Annotated in this window: 16 protein-coding genes; 2 read left to right on the forward strand and 14 right to left on the reverse strand. The window is 69.1% G+C overall.

What is annotated here, in order from left to right:
* Positions 1–74: 74 nt before the first annotated feature.
* The 3 genes from secG to IU459_RS07195 all read right to left on the reverse strand — a co-directional run bounded on the left by secG (position 75) and on the right by IU459_RS07195 (position 3136).
* Complete coding sequence (gene secG / locus IU459_RS07185) at positions 75–308, reverse strand: preprotein translocase subunit SecG (protein ID WP_039798855.1); 234 nt, start codon at positions 306–308, stop codon at positions 75–77.
* Between the two features lie 274 nt (positions 309–582).
* Positions 583–2181, reverse strand: coding sequence for an MFS transporter (locus tag IU459_RS07190; protein ID WP_195128685.1), 1599 nt, complete (start codon positions 2179–2181; stop codon positions 583–585).
* A gap of 10 nt (positions 2182–2191) precedes the next feature.
* A complete protein-coding gene (locus tag IU459_RS07195; protein WP_195128686.1) occupies positions 2192–3136 on the reverse strand; it encodes a DMT family transporter in 945 nt (314 codons plus the stop codon).
* 396 nt (positions 3137–3532) lie between these two features.
* On the opposite strand from IU459_RS07195, the gene IU459_RS07200 reads away from it, so the two are divergent.
* Positions 3533–4315 carry an META domain-containing protein gene (locus tag IU459_RS07200; protein WP_195128687.1) on the forward strand — a complete coding sequence of 261 codons (783 nt, stop codon included), beginning with the start codon at positions 3533–3535 and terminating at the stop codon, positions 4313–4315.
* Positions 4316–4398: 83 nt separating this feature from the next.
* On the opposite strand, the gene tpiA is transcribed toward IU459_RS07200, so the two are convergent.
* The 9 genes from tpiA to IU459_RS07245 all read right to left on the reverse strand — a co-directional run bounded on the left by tpiA (position 4399) and on the right by IU459_RS07245 (position 14021).
* Positions 4399–5184, reverse strand: a complete 786-nt coding sequence (gene tpiA / locus IU459_RS07205) for a triose-phosphate isomerase (RefSeq protein WP_195128688.1) — start codon at positions 5182–5184, stop codon at positions 4399–4401.
* Between the two features lie 2 nt (positions 5185–5186).
* On the reverse strand, positions 5187–6401 hold the full coding sequence (locus IU459_RS07210; protein WP_195128689.1) for a phosphoglycerate kinase: 1215 nt from the start codon (positions 6399–6401) through the stop codon (positions 5187–5189).
* 5 nt (positions 6402–6406) lie between these two features.
* A complete protein-coding gene (gene gap, locus IU459_RS07215) occupies positions 6407–7426 on the reverse strand; it encodes a type I glyceraldehyde-3-phosphate dehydrogenase (RefSeq protein WP_195128690.1) in 1020 nt (339 codons plus the stop codon).
* A gap of 187 nt (positions 7427–7613) precedes the next feature.
* Positions 7614–8597 (reverse strand): DNA-binding protein WhiA, encoded by a 984-nt coding sequence (whiA, locus tag IU459_RS07220; RefSeq protein WP_040780001.1) that lies wholly within the window; start codon positions 8595–8597, stop codon positions 7614–7616.
* Positions 8588–9634 carry a gluconeogenesis factor YvcK family protein gene (locus tag IU459_RS07225; RefSeq protein ID WP_195128691.1) on the reverse strand — a complete coding sequence of 349 codons (1047 nt, stop codon included), beginning with the start codon at positions 9632–9634 and terminating at the stop codon, positions 8588–8590. The genes whiA and IU459_RS07225 overlap by 10 nt, the downstream gene beginning before the upstream one ends.
* On the reverse strand, positions 9631–10611 hold the full coding sequence (gene rapZ / locus IU459_RS07230; protein WP_195128692.1) for an RNase adapter RapZ: 981 nt from the start codon (positions 10609–10611) through the stop codon (positions 9631–9633). Before rapZ ends, IU459_RS07225 begins: the two co-directional genes overlap by 4 nt.
* A gap of 113 nt (positions 10612–10724) precedes the next feature.
* Positions 10725–12734 (reverse strand): excinuclease ABC subunit UvrC, encoded by a 2010-nt coding sequence (gene uvrC, locus IU459_RS07235; protein ID WP_195128693.1) that lies wholly within the window; start codon positions 12732–12734, stop codon positions 10725–10727.
* Positions 12735–12778: 44 nt separating this feature from the next.
* Entirely contained in the window at positions 12779–13198 is a 420-nt protein-coding gene (locus IU459_RS07240) for a hypothetical protein (RefSeq protein ID WP_195128694.1), read from the reverse strand.
* A 133-nt stretch (positions 13199–13331) separates the two neighbouring features.
* Positions 13332–14021, reverse strand: a complete 690-nt coding sequence (locus IU459_RS07245; protein ID WP_195128695.1) for an HAD family hydrolase — start codon at positions 14019–14021, stop codon at positions 13332–13334.
* A 200-nt stretch (positions 14022–14221) separates the two neighbouring features.
* On the opposite strand from IU459_RS07245, the gene IU459_RS07250 reads away from it, so the two are divergent.
* Entirely contained in the window at positions 14222–16120 is a 1899-nt protein-coding gene (locus tag IU459_RS07250) for a gamma-glutamyltransferase family protein (RefSeq protein WP_228837568.1), read from the forward strand.
* Positions 16121–16252: 132 nt separating this feature from the next.
* Here the strand turns inward: IU459_RS07250 and IU459_RS07255 are convergent, their stop codons facing one another.
* Complete coding sequence (locus IU459_RS07255; RefSeq protein WP_195128697.1) at positions 16253–16792, reverse strand: GNAT family N-acetyltransferase; 540 nt, start codon at positions 16790–16792, stop codon at positions 16253–16255.
* Positions 16793–16876: 84 nt separating this feature from the next.
* Positions 16877–17377: a PH domain-containing protein gene (locus IU459_RS07260; RefSeq protein WP_195128698.1), complete on the reverse strand. Its 501-nt coding sequence runs from the start codon at positions 17375–17377 to the stop codon at positions 16877–16879.
* Between the last annotated feature and the right edge of the window lies 1 nt (position 17378).

The following is a 17378-nucleotide window of genomic DNA, read 5'->3' on the forward strand; positions in this document are numbered from 1 at the left end:
GCGCTGCACCGGGTTCGTGATCGCCGCGATCGCGCTCGGTCCGGCGGCGCTTCCAGGGAGCGCGGTGCCTCCGATCAGGCGAACTTGATCTCCAGGCCGATGCCGAGGATGGCGATCAGCCAGATGACGCCGGTGAAGATGGTGACGCGGTCGAGGTTCTTCTCCACGACCGTGGAGCCGGACAGACTGGACTGCACGCCGCCGCCGAACAGGCTGGACAGACCTCCACCCTTGGCGCGGTGCAGCAGCACCAGCAGCACCAGCAGCACGCTGGTGATGATCAGGAGGATATCCAGGAACATCCGCATGCCGGACAGTCTATGCGGTCGGTGCGATCGCACCGAATCAGGCACTCGGCATCGTCGCGGCCGCTGCTGAGGAGCGCTGTCCGACTCAGTGCGTCCCAAGCCCTGCGTACGGCCGCGGCGAAGGCGGGAGGTATGCACAATGAGCGCGCTGTGCCAGATGGGGGTCCATCTCCCGCACGGCCGGAGCCAAGGCAGGGCGTACGGATATCAGGCGCTCTCGGATGGCGTCCGCCCTGAACTCCGCGCACGGCCGCGGCGAAGGCAGGAGATACGCCTAACGCCGGTCGATCGCCACCAGATGGGTGATCCGGTCGCCCTCGGCGGTGGTGAACTTCGCGACGGCCTGCTCCCGCAGCTGGTCCTGGGCGGTGAGTCGCACCTGGTGCTGGTGCATGTGCTCGGCCCAGGACCGCACGACGAAGGCCTCGACGTAGCGGTCGATCACCCCGACGTCGCGGTACAGCCGCCATTCCATTGCGCCGGTGCGCTGCCGGGACCGGCCGACGAACGCCATGGCGGCGAGGAATTCCTCGACGTTCTCCGGGGGCACGTCGTAGTCGCGCAGGATCAGCACCGGGCCGTCGTCGGGATCGGGTTCGACCACCAGCTGGGGCTCCGGCCAGAACGCCGACGGTGTCAGGTCGATCTGCTCGGCGTTGTGCCGGATCGGCAGCCATAGCGTGCTCACCGCGCAGAACCCGAGCAGCACCGCGGCCCACAGCAGCGCGGGCACCGATCCGATGGCGTCGGCGAGCAGCCCCCAGACCAGTGAGCCGATCGCCTGGCCACCCATGAACACCAGCAGATACACCGACAGCCCGCGCGCACGCACCCAAGCAGGTAGCAGCAGCTGCATCGTCGAGTTCATCGTGGACATCGCCAGCAGCCAGGCCAGGCCCGCGAAAACCAGGAGCACCAGGATCACCGGCACGACGTGTAACAGCGCGGTGCCTACGGTCGCGAGTCCGAACAGGATCGCGGCCGCGCTCAGCCGCTGGGTCGGGTTCAGCAGCTGCCGCAGGCGCGACAAAGCCGCTGCGCCGACCACGGCGCCGAGCCCCAGCGCGCCGAGCATCAGACCGTATCCGGAGGACGACAGGCCGAGCCGATCGCGTGCGATCACCGGCAGCAGCGCCCACACCGCGCTGGCGGGCGTGATGAATAGGAGCGAGCGCAGCAGCACACGGCGGATCGCCGGTGCGGCTCGGATGAAACGGGTGCCCGCCTGCAACGCCGCCAGCGGACGTTCGGTGGGCAGCCGCCGGTCCGTAGCGGGCCGTCGCCAGAACGCCAGCGCGGTGACGATTCCGCCGAAGGACACCGCGTTGAGCGCGAACACCAATGTCGGCCCGGACAGCGAGATCAGCACACCGGCGAGCGCGGGCCCCACCGCTCGGCCGATATTGATGTTCATGCTGCCCAGCGCCGCGGCAGCCGGTATCTGCTCGCGCGTGACCAGTTCCGGCTGAATGGCCTGCCAGGCCGGCGCGGTCAGCGCCTGCCCGCAGCCGAGCAGGAACAGCAGCGTCAACAGCACCGGGGGTGTGGTGTGCCCGGTCGCGGTCGACACGGCGAGAATCGCCGCGAGCGCCGCCATGGTCGACTGCGCGCCGAGCAGCAGCCTGCGCCGGTCCACCAGGTCGGCGATCACGCCGGACGGAATTGCCAGCAACATCACCGGCAGCGTGATCGCGGTCTGCACGAACGACACCAGAGCCGCGGCGTTGGGCAAGTCGACCACGAGCCATTGCGCCCCGACGGTCTGCATCCAGGTGCCCAGATTGGAAACGAGCTGGGCCAGCCAGAGCGCCCGATATATCGGTGAACGCAGCGGCGCCCACGTGGAGCCAGGGGTCGTCGCGGGAGCGGTCACGGGCCGAAGCTTAGTCCCGCGAAAGGTGGCTACCGGTCGCTATGTCCAGCCCGTTGACCTGGGAGTGCCCTGGCGTCGCCGCGAGCAACAACGCCACGATGAGCAACGCGGCGCCGAGCAGCCCCAGGGTGGTGAGGCGTTCACCGAGCACTACCGCGGCCAGCAGCGCCCCGGTGAGCGGTTCGAGGAGCGCGAGCACCGCGGCGGTCCCGGGACCGACATCCGAGAGCCCGCGGAAGTACATGGTGTAGGCGACTGCGGTAGGCGCCAGCCCTAGCAGCAGGACCAATGCGATGCTGCCCACTGTCAGGTCGAACGTGAGCCCGCTCGTGACCGCTACCGGACCCAGCAGCAGCGCACCGCCGGTGAACCCGAGGCCCGTGGTGGTCATCGCGTCGAGGCCGGGCACCGGCGCCGCGTTGATCACCGTGACCGCCGCGAACACCGTGGCGGCCACCGACGCGAGTGCCGCGCCCACCAGTAGCCCGCCCGCGCTCGCGCCACCGGACGGCACCCCGACAAGCAGCGCCAGCCCGCACAGGGCGATGCCGATCGTCCGCGCGCGCCGCCGGTCCATCGCACGCCTTCCGGTGACGTGCTCCAGCACGGCGACGACCACCGGCGACATCCCGATGGTGATCAGGGTGGCGAGACTGACCGACGCGGCCGCGACGGCGCCGAAGTAGGCCGCCTGGAAGGTCGCCGCGAGCACAGAGACCGCGCCGATGCGACGCCACGCTAACGGATTTCGCGGCCAAGGCTGTCGTCTGATGGCGAGCAGGGCCACCAGCAGCAGGCCGCCGACGGCGAGCCGGCAGGTGGCGACCGAAACGGGGGAAAGACCGGTGGCCCGGTGCAGCAGCGTGCCGAGCAGACCGCCGGTACCCCAGAGGATTCCGGCGCCGACGAGATAGACCAGCCCAGAACGGCCGGCCGTGGACACAGATGTGGACATAAAAGATCGCGCTCCTGCGACTGAAAGGGATGTGGTCGCGGAAGCGAGGTGCACAGCAATGCCGAAAATGGCGCGCACACCGTTGGGTGGCGCGCGGAGTACCTACACCTCGCTCAGGAGGCGGGCGGCGGGGTGATGGGGAAGCATCGCTGCACGGCATAGATGCTAACGCACACCGAGCGAGTCATCCCATGTATCCGGATTCTTGGCTCGACCCCCTGTTGCGTACGTCCGCGGCGGCGCCCACCGGCCTCATCCGCGACGCCGACTGGCTGATGGCGGCCTCGGAGGGCTTGGCCACACCCCGAGGGCCCGGAGGGGCCGCACCGCATCTCGGCAGGCCGTCACAACCCGCGAAATCCGGGCCGCCCAGTACCTCGTCGGTAGCATCGCCGCATGGCGGCACACTGCGCACGACTAGCCTTCGCTGTTCTGATCGCCCCCTGCGCGATCGCGGCGTGCTCGAGCAACGGTCCGGAAGAGACCTCCGACGGGCCGAGCCCCGTGGGCCGCACCTTCCTCTCGACCGGCGTCGAGGGAGCCCCGATTCCCGGCGGCGGTCCCCTGACGGTCAGCTTCCCCGACGGCCGGATCACCGCGGACGCGGGGTGCAACAAGTTCACCGGCGCGGTCGCCCTGGACGACCACGTCGTCCGGGTCTCCGGTCTGTCCACGACCCTGATGGCCTGCCCGGACGATCGCAGCGGAGCCGACGAATGGCTCAGCGGCCTGCTGAACTCCGAGCCCAGTTGGCGTCTCGACGACGCGCGACTCACGCTGCACAGCGACGACCGGACCGTGACCCTGCTCGACAAGGAGGTCGCTCAGCCGGACCGGCCCATCAGAGGCACCTCGTGGCTGGTCACCGCACTCGTCACGGAGGACGCCCAGATCCGCTCCCGCGCGCTCGACGAGGCGAAGCCGACGCTGGCCATCGCCGAGGACAGCGGCGTCTCGGGCAGCACCGGGTGCAATCGCCTCACCGGCAGCGCCGACATCTCGGGAGCGCAGATCACCTTCGAGGTCGCCACCACGAAAATGGCGTGCTCGCCCGAGGTGATGGAGGTGGAGCAAGCGGTTCTGAAAGCGCTGGATGGCAAGACCGCCGCCACCGTGGACGCCGACATGCTGACGCTGCGCAACGACAATGGCGCGGGCTTGATCCTGCGAGCGCGGTGAGCGGCGCGACTGCTGCGAAATAACTACAGCCCGGCATCGCGGCGAGCGATACCGGGCCTGTAGCGCGTAGTCCGTCGACCGGGTCAGGGCAAGGGGCCGCCCGCCGCGATCGCCGAAAGGGTGGCGAACTCGTCGCCCTTGAGCGATGCGCCGCCGACCAGAGCACCGTCGATGTCGGTCTGGGCGACCAACTCGCCGACGTTCTTGGCGTTCACCGAACCGCCGTAGAGCACGCGGACCTCCGCGGCGATCTCCGGCGAGGCCAGCAGCGCCAGCTCACCGCGAATCGCCGCACAGACCTCCTGCGCGTCGGCAGGCGTGGCGACCTTGCCGGTGCCGATCGCCCACACCGGCTCGTAGGCGATGACGATCTTCGAGATCTCTTCCGCCGTAAGGCCTTTCAGCGATCCGCGCAACTGCTCGAGGTTGTACTCGACGTGCGTGCCCGCCTCGCGGATGTTCAAGCCCTCGCCGATGCATACGATCGGCGTGATGCCGTGCTTCAGCGCCTGCTTGGCCTTGGCCAGCACGATGGCGTCGTCCTCATTGTGGTACTGGCGCCGTTCCGAGTGCCCCACCACGACAAAGGTGCAGCCCAGCTTGGCGAGCATGCTCGCGCTGATCTCGCCGGTGTAGGCGCCCGACTCCTGGACCGAGACATCCTGCCCGCCATAGGTGAGCAGGAGTTTGTCCCCCTCGATCAGCGTCTGCACGCTGCGGATGTCGGTGAACGGCGGAATCACCGCCACGTCGACCTTGTCGAAGTACTTCTCCGGCAGGGCGAACGCGATCTTCTGCACCAGAGCGATGGCCTCGAGGTGATTGAGGTTCATCTTCCAGTTGCCCGCGATGAGCGGTTTGCGTGCCATGCTCAGTCCTCCAACACCGCGATGCCGGGCAGCTGCTTGCCCTCGAGGTACTCCAGCGAGGCACCGCCGCCGGTGGAGATGTGCGAGAAGCCGTCCTCGGGCAGGTCCAGCGCGCGCACGGCCGCGGCCGAGTCGCCGCCGCCGACGACGGTGAACGCACCCTTGCCGGTGGCGGTGACGATCGCCTCGGCGACCCCACGAGTGCCCGCGGCGAACTTCTCGAACTCGAACACGCCCATCGGGCCGTTCCAGAACACCGTCCGTGCCTCGGTGAGCAGTGCCGCGAACCGGTCGACCGACTCCGGACCCACGTCCAGGCCCAGCCAGCTGTCCGGGATCTCGTGCGCGGGCACCACCCGCGACTCGGCGTCGGCGGCGAACTTGTCGGCCACCACGATGTCGCGCGGCAGGTGGATGACGTCGGCGTACCGCTCGAGCAGGCCCTTGCAGGTGTCCACCATCTCCTCCTGCAGCAGCGAGGCGCCCACCGAGAGGCCTTGTGCCGCGAGGAAGGTGAAGCACATGCCGCCGCCGATCACCAGCGTGTCCACCTTCGGCGCGAGCGCCTCGATGACCGCGAGCTTGTCGGAGACCTTGGAACCGCCGAGCACGACCGCGTACGGCCGGTCCGGGTTCTCGGTCAGCTTCGCCAGCACCTCGACCTCGGCCGCGACCAGCGTGCCCGCGTAGTGCGGCAGCAGCTTCGCCACGTCGTACACCGACGCCTGCTTGCGGTGCACCACGCCGAAACCGTCGGAGACGAACGCGCCGTCGTCGCCGACCAGCTCGACCAGCGCCGCGGCCAGCTTGCCGCGGTCGGCGTCATCCTTGCTGGTCTCGCGCGGGTCGAACCGGACGTTCTCCAGCAGCAGCACGTCACCGTCGGTGAGGCCCTCGGACCGCGCGAGCGCGTCCTGGCCCACCACGTCACCGGCGAGCTGGACGTTGCGGCCCAGTTCCTCGGCGAGCCTGGCGGCCACCGGCGCCAGCGAGAACTTCGGGTCCGGCTCCCCCTTCGGCCGGCCCAAGTGCGCGGTCACGATGACCTTGGCGCCTGCCTCGGCCAGCGCCTTGATGGTCGGCGCAGAGGCGATGATCCGGCCGGGATCGGTGATCTGTCCATTGTCGTCGAGGGGAACGTTCAGGTCGGAGCGCACGAGCACGCCCCGACCCTCGACACCCTCGCCGAGCAGGTCCGCGAGTGTCTTGACAGCCATACGCGTCAGAGCGACTTGCCGACGAGGCCGATGAGATCGGCGAGACGGTTCGAGTAGCCCCACTCGTTGTCGTACCAGGAGACGACCTTGACCTGGTCGTCGATCACCTTGGTCAGCGGCGCGTCGTAGATCGAGGAGGCCGGGTCGGTGACGATGTCACTGGAGACGATCGGGTCGGTGTTGTACTTGAGGATGCCCTTCAGCGGGCCCTCGGCGGCGGCCTTGTACGCGGCGTTGATCTCTTCGAGCGTGGCCGACTTGCGCAGCGTGGCGGTCAGGTCGGTGACCGAACCGGTGGGGACCGGCACGCGCAGTGCGTAGCCGTCCAGCTTGCCCTGCAGTTCGGGCAGCACCAGGCCGATGGCCTTCGCGGCGCCGGTGCCGGTCGGCACGATGTTGAGCGCGGCGGCACGGGCGCGGCGCAGGTCGCCGTGCGGCCCGTCCTGCAGGTTCTGGTCCTGGGTGTAGGCGTGGATGGTGGTCATCAGGCCGCGCTCGATGCCGAACTCGTCGTTGAGCACCTTGGCCAGCGGGCCCAGGCAGTTGGTGGTGCACGAGGCGTTCGAGATGATGTTCTGGCTGCCGTCGTACTTGTCGTCGTTGACGCCCATCACGATGGTGATGTCCTCACCCTTGGCGGGGGCGGAGATGACGACCTTCTTCGCGCCGGCGGCGAGGTGGCCCTTGGCCTTGGTGGCATCGGTGAAGATGCCGGTGGACTCGACGACCACGTCGACGCCCAGGTCGCCCCAGGGCAGCGCCGACGGGCCCTCCTTGATGGCCAGCGCCTTGATCCGCTGGTCGCCCACCACGATGGTGTCGTCGCCGTCGAGCGAGACGTCCTGCGGCAGCCTGCCGAGGATCGAGTCGTACTTGAGCAGGGTCGCGAGGGTCGCGTTGTCGGTGAGGTCGTTGACCGCGACGATCTCGATGTCGGTGGTGCCGAGCGCCTTCTGCGCCTCCACCGCCCGGAAGAAGTTACGTCCGATACGACCGAAGCCGTTGATGCCTACCCGGACAGTCACGTTTTCGCTCCTCAACTTTCCAGCGGGTCATTCCGATGCCCTAATCACACTAACGCCCTGCCGTGACCTGTCCGACACGCGCCTGGCATTCGCGAGTACAGCGTGCCTGGTCAGACGCCCGACCAAGAAAAGTTCCGAAATCGGCGACGCCACCATTCCGAGGCGGGGCGTCGGCGGAAATCGGACGTCAGGCTTCGTCCAGCAGCTCGGCCGTGACAGCGGATTCGGTGTCGGGGACTCCGAGTTCCTTGGCGCGCCGGTCGGCCATCGACAACAGCCGCCGGATCCGGCCCGCCACAGCGTCCTTCGTCATCGGCGGATCGGCGAGCTGGCCGAGTTCCTCCAGCGACGCCTGGCGGTGCTGCACGCGCAGCCTGCCCGCGGCGGCGAGATGGTCGGGCACGTCGTCGCTGAGGATCTCCAGCGCGCGTTCCACCCTGGCGGCCGCGGCGACCGCGGCCCGCGCCGAGCGGCGCAGGTTGGCGTCGTCGAAGTTGGCCAGCCGATTGGCGGTCGCGCGGACCTCGCGGCGCAGCCTGCGTTCCTCCCAGACCATCCTGGTGCCGTGCGCGCCCATCCGGGTGAGCAGCGCGCCGATCGCCTCGCCGTCGCGTACCACCACGCGGTCGGTGCCGCGCACCTCGCGCGCCTTGGCCGTGATCCCGAGCCGCCGCGCCGCGCCGACCAGCGCCAGCGCCGCCTCCGGACCGGGGCAACTGACCTCGAGCGCGGACGAACGGCCCGGCTCGGTGAGCGAGCCGTGTGCGAGAAACGCTCCGCGCCAGGCGGCTTCGGCGTCGGCGATGCTGCCGCCGACGACCTGCGCGGGCAGGCCGCGCACCGGACGCCCGCGGACGTCGAGCAGACCGGTCTGCCGGGCCAGGGCCTCGCCCTCCTTGGACACGCGCACCACGTACCGGGAGGTCTTGCGCAGCCCGCCCGCGCCGAGCACGTGCACATCGGAGCCGTAGCCGTAGAGCTCGAAGATCTCCCGGCGCAGTCTGCGCGCGATGGAGCCCATGTCCACCTCGGCCTCGACGATCACCCGGCCGCCGACGATGTGCAGGCCGCCCGCGAAACGCAGCAGAGCGGACAGTTCCGCCTTGCGGGAACTCACCTGTGCGACGGTGAGCCTGCTCAGCTCGTCTTTCACATCGGCTGTCATCGCCACGAGACGCGCTCCTTTCCACCCAACCCGGAACGCACATCCTGCCCCATGTGCCGTCCCTCGACTCGAAGCCCTGCCATTTGCGGCCGAGGTTGCCGGATCACTTGATCCAGTGCGGCGGCAAGCTTTCCGGGGTGATGCCGGTCCGTTCCCGCTTCGGCGACATCGGAGAAGGTTACTCGCGCCCGCAACTGTTCGGCAGCCCTGGCCACATGTTCCCGCTCGCGTCCCTCCGGCACCGAGCCGGAGTCCACCAGCACCTCGTCGACCACGAATTCCGGTGCGTGCTGGGACAATACATGCAAATGCCGCTCCGCGGAGAACCCGGCGGTCTCCCCCGGCTCGGCGGCGAGGTTGAGCACGAGCACTTTGCGCGCCCTGGTGTACACCAGCGCCTCACGCAGTTCGGGCACGAGCACGTGCGGAATCACGCTGGTGAACCACGATCCCGGGCCAAGAACGACGACGTCGGCGTGTTCGATCGCCGAAGTGGCCTCGGCGCTGGCCGGTGGGTCGGACGGAATCAGCCGCACCCGCCGCACCTTACCCGGCGTCGTGGCGATGGCAACTTGGCCGCGAATGCAGCGGCTCACCCGCGGATCCACCTCCAGCCCAGAAACATCCGCCTCGATGTCGAGCGCGATCGGCGACATGGGCAGCACCCGTCCGGTGATACGCAACATCCTGGCGACCTCGTCCAGCGCGGCGACCGGGTCGCCGAGCACTTCGGTGAGACCGGCCAGGATCAAGTTGCCGACAGAGTGCCCGGCCAAGGCGCCGGTGCCGCCGAAACGATGCTGGACGGTGCGCGTCCATACCCCGTCGGCGTCGGCGGCCAAAGCGGCCAGCGCCATGCGAAGATCCCCCGGCGGCAGCACCCCCAGTTCGGCGCGTAGCCGACCCGATGAGCCGCCGTCGTCGGCGACGGTGACCACCGCGCAGATCTTTCTGGTCAGCCTGCGCACGGCGGTCAGTGTCGCGTACAGTCCGTGGCCACCACCCAGCGCGACGATGCTGGGATTGGATTCCCAGCCGGTCATTCGCGCCCCAGATCTCGATGCACCACACGGACCACGTCGGCGGACTCCTCCGGCCCGCCGGTGACCTCACTCATCAGTTCGCCCAGTGCTTCGGCTATCGCGACGCTTCGGTGCTTGCCTCCGGTGCAGCCCACTGCGACCGTCATGTATCGCTTCCCCTCTTGGCGGTAGCCGTTCGTCGTCAGCTCGACCAGGTGATGGCAGGTGCGCAGGTAATCGTCCGCACCGGGGCGCGACAGCACGTATTCGCTGACCACCGCCTCTTGGCCTGTATGTTCCCGCAACTCCGGTATCCAATGTGGATTAGGTAGAAAACGCACATCCAACACCATGTCGGCGTCCAGCGGAACCCCGTACTTGAAGCCGAAGGACTGCACGGTGAGCTGCAGCGCGGCGGGCGCGCCGCCACCGTAGGCCTCCTCCAGCTTGCGGTGCAACTGGTGGATGGACAGCTCGGTGGTGTCGATCACCAGATCCGCGGCGGTCTTCACAGCCGAAAGGCGCACCCGCTCGGCGGCGATGCCCGCCGACAGCGTGCCGTCCTTGCTCTCGCTCTGCAGTGGATGCCTGCGCCGGGCGAACCCGAAGCGGCGGATCAGCACGTCGTCGGAGGCTTCCAGGAACAGCACCCTGGTGCGCACGCCGAGCGGCCGCAACTGTTCGGTGACCACCGACAGATCGCCGGTGAAGAACCGGCTGCGCACGTCCATGACCAGGGCCAGACGCCGGATCGGCGGCTTCGCTGACGCGCCCAGTTCGACCATCCGCCCGAACAACTCGGGCGGTAGGTTGTCGGCCACGTACCAGCCGAGGTCCTCGAGCACGCGGGCCGCCGTGCCGCGGCCCGCGCCCGACAGACCGGTCACGATCACTACCTCGACCTGTGGGTTCGCCCCGGCGAGGGTGCCGGAGGAGCCCGCTCGTCCCGCGCTCGTCGGCGCAGAGCCCGCACTGCTGTTCGATTCGACGCGTGTCATGTCCTACCGGATCCGTCTCTCGGGTGCCTTCCGATCATCGCGCACCGGTCTCGGTATCGGGCGCAGACACACAACGTACGCGAAACCGAAACTTCCGGTGCACTGTCGACTGACTATTCGGACTGGAGCGCCGCAAGGACCGCTTTCGCGGTAGCCATCCCGATGCCGGGAACCTCGGTGATCTGTTCGACCGTGGCCTGCTTCAGCTTGGCCACCGAGCCGAAATGGGTGACCAGCGCGGTCCGGCGCGTCGTGCCGAGGCCGGGCACCGAGTCCAGCGCCGAGGTGATCATCCTGCGCGAGCGTTTGCTGCGATGGAAGGCGATGGCGAAGCGATGCGCCTCGTCGCGGACCCGCTGCAGCAGATACAGCGCCTCGCTGTTGCGCGGCAGGATCACCGGATCGGCCTCGCCCGGCACCCACACCTCCTCGAGCCGTTTGGCGAGTCCGATCACAGCGACATCGGTGATGCCGAGCTCGTCGAGCACCTCGGCGGCCGCCGCGACCTGAGGCGCGCCGCCGTCTACCACATAGAGGTTGGGCGGGTAGGCGAACTTGCGCGGGCGTCCGGTCCTGGGATCGATCCCGGGCCGCGAGGTGAGGTCGAGCGCGTCGCCGTCGTCTTCGGTGGCGGCGAGTTCTTCGCGCTCCACCATGTCCCGTTCCCGGCGCAGCTTGAGGAAGCGGCGGCGGGTCACCTCCGCGATGCTGCCGACGTCGTCGGAACGGCCTTCGCCCGCCGCCTCCTTGATCGTGTAGTGGCGATACTCGGATTTGCGGGCCAGGCCGTCTTCGAAGACCACCAGCGACGCGACCACGTCGGTGCCCTGCACGTGACTGACGTCCACGCATTCGATGCGCAGCGGCGCGGTGTCGAGCGCCAGCGCGTCCTGAATATCTTGCAGCGCCTGGGATCTCGACGTGAGGTCGCCTGCTCGCTTGAGCTTGTGCTGGGCCAGGGCCTCGGTCGCGTTGCGCTGCACGGTCTCGGCGAGCGCCTTCTTGTCCCCGCGCTGCGGCACCCGGACCTTCACCGCCGAACCACGCAGGTCCGACAGCCACTGCTGGACCTGCTCCACGTCGGCGGGCAACTCCGGCACCAGCACCTCGCGCGGTACGACGGTGGCGGGCTGCTCGTCGGCCCCCTGCTCGGCCACGGCGACCTGCTCGCCGTAGAACTGGGTGAGGAACTGTTCGACCAACGCGGCGAGTTCGCCGCCGGCCTCCGGGACGTCGACTGCGTCGCCCGACTTGTCGACCACCCAGCCGCGCTGGCCGCGCACCCGGCCGTCGCGCACGTGGAAGACCTGCACGGCCACCTCCAGCTCGTCGGTGGCGAAGGCGATCACATCGGCATCGGTGCCGGTGCCGAGTACCACTGCCTGCTTCTCCAGCGCGCGGCGCAGCGCTTGCACGTCATCGCGGAAGCGGGCGGCGGCTTCGAAGTCCAGGTCTTCGGCGGCGTCGTGCATGCGCCGCTCCAGCTCGCGGACCAAACGGTCGGTGCGGCCCGCGAGGAAGTCGCAGAAGTCCTCGACGATGCCGCGGTGCTCCTCGGCGCTGACCCGTCCGATGCACGGCGCCGAGCACTTGTCGATGTAGCCGAGCAGGCACGGGCGCCCGATCTGGCTGTGCCGCTGGAAGACTCCGTTGGAGCAGGTGCGCGCGGGAAACACCCGCAGCAGCAGGTCGAGGGTCTCGCGGATCGCCCAGGCGTGCGCGTACGGACCGAAGTACCGGACGCCCTTGCGCCGCGCGCCGCGGTAGACGAACAACCGCGGGAACTCCTCGTTCAGCGTGACCGCGAGCACCGGGTAGGACTTGTCGTCCCGGTAGCGGACGTTGAAGCGCGGATCGAACTCCTTGATCCAGTTGTATTCCAGCTGCAGCGCCTCGACCTCGGTCGAAACGACCGTCCACTCGACGCTCGCCGCCGTGGTTACCATCTGCCTGGTGCGCGGGTGCAGATTCGCCACGTCGGCGAAGTAGGAGTTCAGCCTGCTGCGCAGGCTCTTGGCCTTGCCGACGTAGATGACCTGCCGATGGGCATCCCGGAATTTGTAGACACCGGGTTCGACGGGAATCGTGCCCGGCCCGGGCCGGTACGTCGTTGGATCTGCCACGCATTCAGCCTAATGACCGGGACCGACAGCCCGGCACGGCGGCGTCAGGGCTCGCGGACGCCGAACCACGCCTTGCCGTCGGGTTGGCACAGCCGGTGCACGACGACGGCCGAAGTGCCGAGCGAATAGGCCGCGGCGACCAACCCGATCAGGGGCGGAACGGTCGCGAGGTCGCGGAGCGCCCAGCACCCGACGACGGCCTGCAGGATCGCCAGCGCCAGCGCCAGGCTGCGCACCGTGCGCGCGCCCTCGGCGAATCCGAAGACGAGCAAGCCGAGCGCCCAGGCGACGCAGAATTGAGCGGACGCCATGGCCGCCGCGTCCCCGCCGCGCGTCAGGTTCATCAGCACCGGATACGCCAGCCCGAACCCCGCCATTCCCGCGACGGCTTCCCGCACGTCCCGAACCGCCTCTGGCATGGCCGTTTCCACGCCGACGAACGGCTCCTCATCCGAAAACGCCATGCTCACACCCGTACCCCCGTTGGTACCGAACGAACCGACGCACTGACGAACACGCCGATTCGCACGGTAACACGGTGGCGACCTGGAAAACTCCGGCTTCGGCGAACCGAGGCGCGCGCGTAACGAACGCCGGCTACTCCAGCAGCCTGTGCCGACGCAGAGCGGTCAGCAGCGCATCGGGGCGTTCGGCGGTGGGCAAGGCCTCCACCAAGGCGAATCGGCTGCCGAGCGCGGCGGCGCCGCCGTCGGCTTCGGCGCTGTCGCCGATCATCAGCGCCGCGTCGGCGGATACGCCGAGCTCATCCAGGGCGGAATGGAATATCTCCGGGTCCGGCTTCATGGCGCCGACCTCGTAGGAGAGCGTGAACGCACCGACCAGGCGGTCCCAGCCGCGTGCCGTGAACGACGGGCGGATGTCGAACGGGATGTTGCTCACCACCGCGACCGGAACATCCTGTGCCGCGAGCAGATTCAAGACGGCCTCGCTGTCGGGATAAGGCGTCCACTCCAGCGGATCGAGCAGCCGGGCATACAGTCGTTCGGCGTCCTCGTCGGTGGGGACGCCCGACTTGCGCAGCACCTCCATCATGGCGATGCGATGCAGCGCGGGATCGAGATCGCGGTTGTCCCACGCGTACTTCGTCTCGGCGTCGAATTCCACGATGTGGTCCACCGGCGCCGTCATCCTGCGCATGATCTCGGCCTTCTCGTGCACGTCGATCGCACGCCCGTCGGGCCAGGTCAGATCCGCGTACCAGGATTCGTCGTCCTCCAGCCGGAACAAGGTCCCGGAGAAGTCGAACAGCACCGCCTCGATCGTCACTCGACCAGCCTACCGACGGCCGGCGGGCCGCACGGCTCGATTCGGCTGCCCGTTCGCGACACACGCTGTGGCCAGAGCGATTTCGTCCGTGGGAAGGAAAGCCACGCACGTGGTCGGCGGGGGGCGATAGAGTCCCCGGCATGGGGCGCAAGCGAGGAACCTGGGTCGCCGCCGCGGCGGCGTTCATGCTCACCGTCGGGATGGCTACGGCCTGTTCATCCGGCGAAGACCACGCCCACGGGGTATGCGAGACGGTCCCGAACGGCACGCCGGTCACCGCGTCCGCGACCGGCCCTGCGGGGACCAGCACCAAGGACATCAGCACCAACCCGGAGATAGCGAGCGGCTATCGCACGAACATGACTCCGGTGCGCACGCACACCTTCGCGGTCTCGACGGCCAACCCGGTATCGACCAAGGCCGCCTGCGAGGTGCTGCGGGACGGCGGAACCGCGGCGGACGCCCTGATCGCGGCGCAGACGGTGCTGGGGCTGGTGGAACCGCAGGCGTCCGGTATCGGCGGCGGCGCGTTCCTGCTCTACTACGACGCGAACACGAAGACCGTGGACGCCTACGACGGCCGCGAAGTGGCTCCGGCCGCCGCGACCGAGAACTATCTGCGGTGGATCAACGACACCGATCGCACCGAGCCCAAGCCGAACGCTCGCTCCAGCGGCCGCTCCATCGGGGTGCCCGGCGTGCTGCGCATGCTCGAGCTGGCGCACCGCGACCACGGCAAGGCCGCCTGGCGTGAGCTGTTCGACCCCGCCATCGAGCTGGCCGATCAGGGGTTCCCGATCAGTCCCCGCCTCGCAGGCCAGATCGCGGAGTCGGCGAAGGACCTCGCGGTGGACGAGGACGCCAAGGCCTACTTCCTCAACCCGGACGGCAGCCCGAAGGCCGCCGAGACGGTACTGACCAATCCGGCGATGGCGAAGACACTCGGCGCCGTCGCTTCCGAGGGCGCGCAGGCCTTCTACACCGGCGCCATCGCCCGCGACATCGCCGAGGCCACGAGCCGGTCGTCCGGCGGGCGCACGCCGGGGCTGATCACGACCGAGGACCTGGCCGGCTACCAGGCGAAGAAGCGCACGGCGTTGTGCACCGGCTACCGCGGTCGCGAGATCTGCGGCATGCCCAGTCCCTCCTCCGGCGGCATCGCCGTCGCCGCCACCTTGGGCATCCTGGAGAACTTCGACCTGGCCACCATGCGGCCGGAGAACATCGATCGCAACGGCGGGCGGCCGAACGCCGAAGCCGTGCACCTCATCGCGGAGGCCGAGCGTCTCGCCTACGCCGACCGCAACAAGTACGTGGCCGACACGGACTTCATCCCGCTGCCAGGCAATTCGGCACAGACCCTGCTGAACAGGGATTATCTGCGGCAGCGCGCCGGGCTGATCGATCCGAACCGCAGCATGGGCACCGCGCAGCCCGGCGACTTCGGCCCGGTTCCGGTCGGCGTCGGCCCGCAGCCCCCGGAGCACGGCACCAGCCACATCTCGGTGGTCGACGAATACGGCAACGCGGCCGCCATGACCACCACCGTCGAGTCCGCGTTCGGTTCGTTCCACCTGGTGGACGGCTTCGTGCTGAACAACCAGCTCACCGACTTCAACGCCGACCCGCTCGGCGCCGACGGCGTGCCGGTGGCCAACCGCGTCCAGCCGGGCAAGCGCCCGCGCAGCTCGATGAGTCCCACGCTGGTGTTCGACAAGGGCCCCGACGGCGCACGCGGCGAGCTCACCCATGTCGCCGGTTCACCCGGCGGTTCGGTGATCATCCAGTACGTGGTGAAGACGCTCGTCAACATGTTCGATTGGGGCCTCGACCCGCAGCAAGCGGTCTCCGCGGTGGCCTTCGGCGCCGGCAACAGCCCGTCCACCGGAGTCGGCGGCGAGCATCCGGCGATCAACGCCGCCGACAACGGCGACCACGATCCGCTCGTGCTCCGGCTCCGGCAACTCGGTCACCAGGTGTCGGTCGCGCCGCAAACCAGCGGCCTGAGCGCATTGAAACGCAATGGCTCGGACGGGTGGATCGGCGGCGCCGATCCCCGCCGCGAGGGCGCGGTCCTCGGCGACACCCACTCCCAGTGAGCTGACAGCGCTGGATCTCGGCCGTACTCTCGCTCCGTGATCGGTACGGTCGCGTCATCCGCCGCGAGCATCCGTCGATAGCGGCCTGCCGATGCGGCCAGCCCTTTCGAACACGCCAGGTGCCTCCGAGACTCAGTTCGTCCGCAGCATCGGGTACACGACGGGACCGTGGCCGATCGCCAGCTCATCCTGGGGTTGGAACCCGAAGCGCTGATAAAACGGCACGGTGCCGTGGCTGTTCGAGATCAGGAAGCACGGCTGCTCGGCAGCCGACAGCCTCCGCTCCAGCAGCGACGTGGCCAGCCCTAGTCCCTGCGCGCCGGGCAGCGTGCCGATGGCGGCCAGATACAGGTGCGGCGTCGCGGGTCGCGCTTGGTCCATCCGCCGCGCGGCGGCCACCGCACGGGCTGTGCTCCGCCCCATGGCACGCAGCAAGGTCAGTGGCTTGGCCATCGGCGACACGACACCCGCCGGTTCCCATAGCGCCACGCAGGCGAGGTTTCCTTCCGCGTCGTGTGCGAGGTCGACCAGACCGTTCTTCCGGCGCGACGCGATGCGCGACTCCCAGAACAGCGGCAAGGCCTTCTGCCGTCGGCGGGAACGCGGCCAGAAGTAGATCATCAGGGGATCGTCGGCGAAAGCCGCCGCGAGGACGAACGCACCCGGCTCCATACCGGCGAGGCTAGACCAGCGCCGAGACCTACGCGAGACGGACGAACCCGGGTTCGCACGCCTCGGTCGACGCGCCTTGACCGATCACTTGCTCTCGGAATACTTCGCGCCGAGTTCGCGCAGCCGTGCCATCGCCCGCGCGGCGTGCTCCTTGTCGTTGGAGCGGATCGCCAGCATCGGGACGTAGTCGTCGCCGACCAATTCCAGGCGCGCCCAGGACTTCCGATCCGGGAACGACACGCCTCGGATGTACTCCCACGGGAAATCGTTGTCGCCCAGAACATTCCGCACGGACACACCGCGCGGACCCACCCGGACCCTTGGCCTGGTCAGCAACAGCACCGCCGCGGCGCCGAGCAGCCCGATCCCGATCATCGCGATCTGGTCGGCCACACGGAAGTTGACGCCGGTCGACCCGCTGCGCAGCCAGATACCGCCCGCGGTGAACGCGGCAGCGATCAGCACCGCGACGATCCAGGCCGTCCGCACCGCGCGCCGCGGGCGCACCTCGAAATCCCACGCGGGCGCCTCGCCGGGCGCCGCGGCCTGGGGCGCGTTCCTCCGGAAGATACGGACGACCGGCATC

The organism is Nocardia amamiensis, assembly GCF_015477605.1.
Taxonomy (GTDB): domain Bacteria; phylum Actinomycetota; class Actinomycetes; order Mycobacteriales; family Mycobacteriaceae; genus Nocardia; species Nocardia amamiensis_A.